Raw genomic sequence first — 237 nt, forward strand, 5'->3', positions numbered from 1 at the left:
TCGCTGTCCAGCGCACCCGGCATCGATGCGGCGCCGAAGATCACCGTCAAGCGCGTGCGTGACGGTCGCGCATCGAACTGGCTGTGCGATCGCGTGAAGGCGGGCGACGCGCTCGACGTGCTGCCGCCGGCCGGCGTGTTCACGCCGCGCACGCTCGACGGCGATTTGCTGTTGTTCGCGGGCGGCAGCGGCATCACGCCCGTGCTGTCGATCCTGAAATCGGCGCTCGTGCACGGC

Annotated in this window: 1 pseudogene; it reads left to right on the forward strand. The window is 70.0% G+C overall.

The window, feature by feature from the left end:
- Nucleotides 1–237, forward strand: a pseudogene (locus AAEZ09_RS29135) (3-ketosteroid-9-alpha-hydroxylase); the annotation flags it as partial.

The organism is Pseudomonas sp. 65/3-MNA-CIBAN-0223, from assembly GCF_040310425.1.
In the GTDB taxonomy this organism is placed as follows: Bacteria; Pseudomonadota; Gammaproteobacteria; order Pseudomonadales; family Pseudomonadaceae; genus Aquipseudomonas; species Aquipseudomonas gregormendelii.